This window comes from Acetobacter sp. (assembly GCF_047721705.1).
Classification (GTDB): domain Bacteria; phylum Pseudomonadota; class Alphaproteobacteria; order Acetobacterales; family Acetobacteraceae; genus Acetobacter.
In genome coordinates this window covers 1-4,514 of record NZ_JBDNXK010000151.1, presented here as the reverse complement: position 1 = coordinate 4,514, position 4,514 = coordinate 1, and the positions used below count along the sequence as shown (strand labels likewise).

Genomic DNA, 4,514 nt, shown 5'->3' with positions numbered 1-4,514 from the left:
AAGCGCTGATGTCCGCTATTTGACAAATAATCTTGTGGTCCAAACGACCGAGATGAGGGCGACTGCTGCCTGTCTGCTCTGTTTCTGCTGAGCTGACAGGCAGTTTAGGGGGGGGAAAGCCGAATGTCTCTTTCTGGATGAGAGAGAATGGCAGCGGACATTCGCAAAGACGGTCTGCGTCGTTCTTAGCCTGTTGACCATTCGGCAATGTGATTCGCACACAAGCAATCAATCAGATTGAAGTTCATTTGGCTGCACCTGCCCGCGTAGCAAAAGACCATATGCGATTGCCGTGCATATGGCCGCTATTGCTGCGGTTCTGAATATTGCCACATAACCGCCGGGCATGAAATCCATGAATGAAGACATGAATTGGCCGACAAAAATTGCCATTGAGAGATAGGCGAGCGCTTTGCCGCGTTGAGCGGAACTAGAGCGCTCTACGGTCATATGATTGACGAGGGGAATGGAAAACCCGAACCCACACCCAAGACAAACCGCACCAAGAATCAACAAAGGTAGTGAGAGGGCGAACGTGAAACAGGTATGGGCAAGTGCATAAGCGCAAAATGCCACCGCCAAGGTTCTTAACTCTCCCAGCCGTCGCACGAGGCGAGGCATGGTAAAAGCTGCTCCAACCGCGACCAGGGAGACGAAAGCTAGAAAATACCCAACCTCGCTTTCAGTAAAATGGTGGGGAACAAAAACGGCCAATCGGAACGGAAGCACGATGACGGCCGTAAAGAACACGGTCATCGACAGCAAAGCGGCTGCATAGACAATGCGAATGCCATTTTTCGTGGTCGTTGATAAACTCTCCCGTTCCGGCCTTTCGCTTTGTTGTTCCGAAGGTACGAAGGCAAGCACCATAAGGAGAAATACAAAGGCGATGGCATAGAGTGAAAAAGGTCCGGCCCAGCCGAGTTTCGCGAGTAGGCCACCGACAAATAGGAAAATTATGCCTCCTAGTTCGATCGCCATACCTTGACGCGCGATCATGTGCATGCGCGCGGAGCCGGCATAGAATTCAGAAATAAGCCCCGTCCCGGCTGACATTACCAGCGCTGTCGCTCCTCCCAGGAAAATGCGGTCAGCAAACACGGCGACAAGGCCGTGGGTCGCCAATGCGCCAAGCCCCAAGAGGCCATAGAGCGCCAAGCCCAGGCAAAGCGCGCGCCGATTGCCGATTTTATCGATGGTCCGTCCTGCAATGGGCGCCAAGAGAACGACACCCAAGGACGGCAGCGTGACGAGCCAGCTCGATGCATGCGGGACCCCAAGAGCCGGAGCAATGCTCGGAAGCGCCGGAACGATCGCACATCCGACCATGATTGTCAGAGACGCGACCGAGAGCAACGTAAAGGCTCCTATAGGCGCGAGCGGGGTCTTTTGCGGCGACTGGGCGACGATCTGCATGGATTATTCCTATGAAAACGCACCATTTGCTGGCGATGCGTTCCTTCTTATGATAACGAGACTGCGGTATCATATATATTCGAGACCACGGTCTCGCAATGGGAGAATTCATGACAGCGGTAGATCTCCGTTCACCGGGACGGCCTCGCGATGACACCGCAGGTCCGGCGCTACTGGCTGCTGCACGGCGGCTCGTGATCGCACATGGCTATGAGGCTGTGAGCGTTCAGATGATAGCAGCTGAGGCTCAAGTGGGTCGCCAGACGCTTTACCGACGCTGGCAAGGCAAAGCAGATTTGGTATTAGAGGCATTCCTTGCGAGCGCGCAAAATGCCGAGCTTTGCCACGCTGACGGAACGACGGAAGAAAAGTTAAATCTGTTTCTGGGACAGGTCTTCAAAAACCTAACGACTGACGGCCCCGCGATTAGAAGTTTGATCGCCTCGGCTCAAAGCGACCCGGATTTCAGAGAAATCTTCAAACAGCGCTTTGTCCAGCCAAGGGCAGAAATCGTTGCAAATATCATTCAGCTCGGCACCGCACGAGGCGAAATACGCAATGACACTGATATTGATACTGCGGTCACGATGCTGCACGGCGCATTTTGGTATCCGCTGCTTCTGGGAGAGACACTAAACTACGAATTAGCCCATCGCATCGTGAGATTACTGTTCGAAGGCATTGGCACGGCAAAAGAAACCAGGAACTCAACTCGAAAAAATTAACTAATCTCCGCTTTCGCAGAAGGGTAATGAAGCGTTCAACGGCTTGGTTGAGGGCGGAAGTTGTCAACGTGATCAGTCCTCTAACGGACGGAACGGAGATTGGAAGCTTGCGCGAGCGCGCAGAACGATTCGAGATCGGTCAGTCATTGATAGGGAGCACCTGTTAGCCACTGCTTCGTAAAAGAAAGGGCACGGCAAGCTCCGTTACCGAGGCTGCACTCTGGCGTTGAGGGAAATGGCCGGTTCTGGCAAGAATGTGCCGCTCATAATGACCTGCGAACAGATGGTCCTTTCCTGATGACGTCTCTGGGTCATTGCAAGGATCATCGCTTCCGTGGATCACGAGTGTGGGCACATGAATGACTGGGTCAGCAGCGACACGTCTCTCCAGTTCCTCGAAAGCTGGCGAACGCGGCGCCAGTCCCCAGCGAACGCGATAGGAATGGAGCGTAATGTCAGCCCAATCAGGGTTTTCGAACGCCAGAGCCGTCGCCGCGAATTCCTCTTCAGGGATTCCCCATGCCGGATTCCAGATCGACCAGATATAGCGCATAAAACGCTGCCGATCGTTCCGGATGAGATCAGCACCACGATCGAGCCCCATCAGCCAGTGGTACCAATAATTCTGCATCTGTCGATACGACATTGTCTGGTCGGGAGCGTTGGTTCCCCATCCCACGGACAGAGCCACGCACCCGGCTATTCGGCCAGGCGCTAAAGCGGAGGCGATGTAGGCAGCCCGAGCCCCCCAGTCATGACCGATCAGGCTGAAGCGAGAAAGCCCCAGGCCATCGGCCATTTCCAGCATATCCTTCGCCAGCGCTACGAGTTGTCCATTTCTTGGAGCATCCTGCTCCCGGAAGCGCGTAAGGCCACAGCCACGCAGCCAGGGTACATAGGTCCGAAAACCAGCGCCATGCAGATCCGGCAGCATTCGGTTCCATGTCAGCGCATCGTCTGGCCAGCCATGAAGCAGGATAACGGGAAACCCGTCCTCGGGGCCTAATATCCGGCATACGATGTCGAGTTGGGATGTTGTAATCTTTGTTTCCTGCATGAGAGCGCCTCCATCCCTGCTATGCATGCTTTCATCTTAATTCAGAAATGGATATATGTTCTTATCATATCGCAATACACGATAAGAAATGTCATGCTCTCTCCGATATGCCTGCGCAGTTTTCTGGCCGTCATCGACATGGGGGGCTTCACGGAAGCTGCCAGACACCTCAACGCAACCCAGTCCACGATCAGCGGCCATATAAAACGCCTGGAAGAACAGGCCGGTCATCGGCTTCTCGACCGTGATCGTGGAGGATCTGTCGCCCTGACGGCACCGGGACGTGACCTCATCGGATACGCTCGCGAGATTCTGCGACTTGAACAGGCAGCCCGATCACGACTGGCCGGCACATCCCTGACCGGGGCTGTGCGCATCGGACTCCCTGATGATTTCGCCAGTGGTCGCGGATTCACGCGCCTTCTTGCAGATTTCGCCGGACAGCATCCGGACGCACGTCTGGAGGTTGAAGTAGGCAATAGCGATTATCTTATCGCCGCCCTGGACGCTCAGCGCCTTGACCATGTTCTGACCAAACAGACTCGATCAGCAGACGGCGAAGTCCTTGCCCAGCGAGCCGTAGTATGGGCCGGACGGATATCTCCAACGGGACCTGTCTCACTTGTACTCTTCCCAGAACCGTGCACATATCGCCAACGCGCAATCAGGCAACTCGAAGAGGAAGGATTTTCCTGGAACATAACTTACGTGAGTCCCTCGCTCACGGGTATTCTGGCCGCCGTCAATGCCGGACTGGGAGTATCCCCCCTTGCCGAAGACCTGACGGAACAACTTGTTCCGAGCATTGCTGGACGGTTACTACCATCTCTCGGCTCGGTGGATTTGGTACTTCACTCGCGGCGGGGACGGCTCAGCCATGCAGTTGGCGGTCTTGGCGATCTTATCCGGAGACATTACGGCATCTCGAATATTAAGGAGAAGCATCACAGCGAGCATTCGTGAGGCTTGTCTTCTATTTAAGTCCGGTTTGGGAATATTGATCCCGGTAAATTGACAGCCGAAATGTAGGCGGAAACGGAATGTCGGCTTTGCGGCACTGATATTCGGAAGCGGACCTACAGGGATGAAGAACCGGTGGTTGATATGCCTGGCGCGTGAGTTTTAGGTCACGTTGACAAAAGACCCAATCCAGAGTTTTGCGGCGGCGATATTGAGGAAACTCATGAAGGATAAGGCGGTCTTGTCGTAGCGGGTCGCTATGCGGCGCATCTGCTTGAGCCTGTTGAACATCCACTCGATATGGTTGCGATCCCTGTAACGCCGCCAGTCTGTTTTCTGTGGAGCGCTGCGGCCTT

General features: G+C 54.6%; 4 protein-coding genes and 1 pseudogene. 2 read left to right on the top strand and 3 right to left on the bottom strand.

All coding sequences use genetic code 11. The features are described from left to right. Positions 1–228: 228 nt before the first annotated feature. Entirely contained in the window at positions 229–1,416 is a 1,188-nt protein-coding gene (locus ABF824_RS15700) for an MFS transporter (protein WP_415489905.1), read from the bottom strand. Positions 1,417–1,526: 110 nt separating this feature from the next. Here ABF824_RS15700 and ABF824_RS15695 point away from each other — a divergent pair, with 110 nt between their 5' ends. Further along, positions 1,527–2,141, top strand: a complete 615-nt coding sequence (locus tag ABF824_RS15695; RefSeq protein ID WP_415489904.1) for a TetR/AcrR family transcriptional regulator — start codon at positions 1,527–1,529, stop codon at positions 2,139–2,141. 163 nt (positions 2,142–2,304) lie between these two features. Here ABF824_RS15695 and ABF824_RS15690 read toward each other — a convergent pair whose 3' ends face one another. Then, positions 2,305–3,198, bottom strand: coding sequence for an alpha/beta fold hydrolase (locus ABF824_RS15690; RefSeq protein ID WP_415489903.1), 894 nt, complete (start codon positions 3,196–3,198; stop codon positions 2,305–2,307). 93 nt (positions 3,199–3,291) lie between these two features. Here ABF824_RS15690 and ABF824_RS15685 point away from each other — a divergent pair, with 93 nt between their 5' ends. After that, positions 3,292–4,161 (top strand): LysR substrate-binding domain-containing protein, encoded by an 870-nt coding sequence (locus ABF824_RS15685; RefSeq protein WP_415489902.1) that lies wholly within the window; start codon positions 3,292–3,294, stop codon positions 4,159–4,161. A gap of 159 nt (positions 4,162–4,320) precedes the next feature. Here ABF824_RS15685 and ABF824_RS15680 read toward each other — a convergent pair. Continuing rightward, positions 4,321–4,514, bottom strand: a pseudogene (locus ABF824_RS15680) (IS5/IS1182 family transposase); the annotation flags it as partial.

What these genes read in the sequence shown, in the direction of transcription:
- ABF824_RS15690 (WP_415489903.1), bottom strand. Translation starts at nt 3,198, where the DNA reads ATGCAGGAAACAAAGATTACAACATCCCAACTCGACATCGTATGCCGG.
- ABF824_RS15685 (WP_415489902.1), top strand. Translation starts at nt 3,292, where the DNA reads ATGCTCTCTCCGATATGCCTGCGCAGTTTTCTGGCCGTCATCGACATG.
- ABF824_RS15700 (WP_415489905.1), bottom strand. Translation starts at nt 1,416, where the DNA reads ATGCAGATCGTCGCCCAGTCGCCGCAAAAGACCCCGCTCGCGCCTATA.
- ABF824_RS15695 (WP_415489904.1), top strand. Translation starts at nt 1,527, where the DNA reads ATGACAGCGGTAGATCTCCGTTCACCGGGACGGCCTCGCGATGACACC.